This window comes from Enterobacter cloacae complex sp. SHL009, from assembly GCF_049237205.1.
In the GTDB taxonomy this organism is placed as follows: domain Bacteria; phylum Pseudomonadota; class Gammaproteobacteria; order Enterobacterales; family Enterobacteriaceae; genus Enterobacter; species Enterobacter cloacae_M.
In genome coordinates, this window is sequence record NZ_JBMKIW010000021.1 from 1 (window position 1) to 880 (window position 880).

An 880-nucleotide genomic window follows, 5' to 3' on the forward strand; every position below is an offset into this window, starting at 1 on the left:
GCCATGAGGCGGACAAACACACCCTGGTGCTGACCGATGCCGCCACGCAGCATCAGCCGTTCAGCGGCTATGAGGTTATTCCTTACCACCAGACGCCGTCAGGCGGCAGTACGGATGAAGAGGGCATCAGCCAGTGGGCGCTGGAGGACAGCGTGACGCCGGGGATTTACAGCCTCGACGACTATGACTTCCGCAAGCCGAACGCGTGGCTGTTCCAGGCCCAGCAGAACCCGGCATCGCCGAAGCCGGGCAGCATCGACGTGTACGACTGGCCGGGGCGCTTTGTGGACAAAGGGCACGGGGAGTTCTATGCCCGCATTCGTCAGGAGCGCTGGCAGGTGGAGCATCAGCAGATTCAGGCCACCGCCACGGCGGCGGGGATTGCGCCAGGGCACACCTTCACGTTAACCAACGCGCCGTTCTTCAGCGACAACGGTGAGTATCTGGTCACGGCGGCGGGCTATCACTTTGAAGAGAACCGTTACGCCAGCGGCGAGGGGGAGACCATTCACCGCACCGATTTCACGGTCATCCCGTCGGCGGTGGTGTACCGTCCGGCGCAGACCACGGCGTGGCCGCGCACCTACGGCCCGCAGACCGCAAAAGTGGTGGGGCCGAACGGCGAGAGCATCTGGACGGACAAATACGGCCGCGTAAAGGTGAAGTTCCACTGGGACCGCCTGGCGAAGGGCGATGACACCAGCTCCTGCTGGGTGCGCGTGTCGAGCGCGTGGGCGGGCCAGGGCTACGGCGGGGTGCAGATCCCGCGCGTCGGCGATGAGGTGGTGGTGGACTTTATCAACGGCGACCCGGACCGGCCGATTATTACCGGTCGCGTGTACAACGACGCGAGCATGCCGCCGTGGGCGCTGCCTGCCGC

General features: G+C 65.3%; 1 protein-coding gene. It reads left to right on the forward strand.

Going from position 1 to position 880, the window contains the following annotated elements:
* Window positions 1–880 (forward strand): type VI secretion system Vgr family protein (locus ACOTZC_RS22720; RefSeq protein WP_421636037.1); only part of this gene is annotated, 880 nt, incomplete at both ends.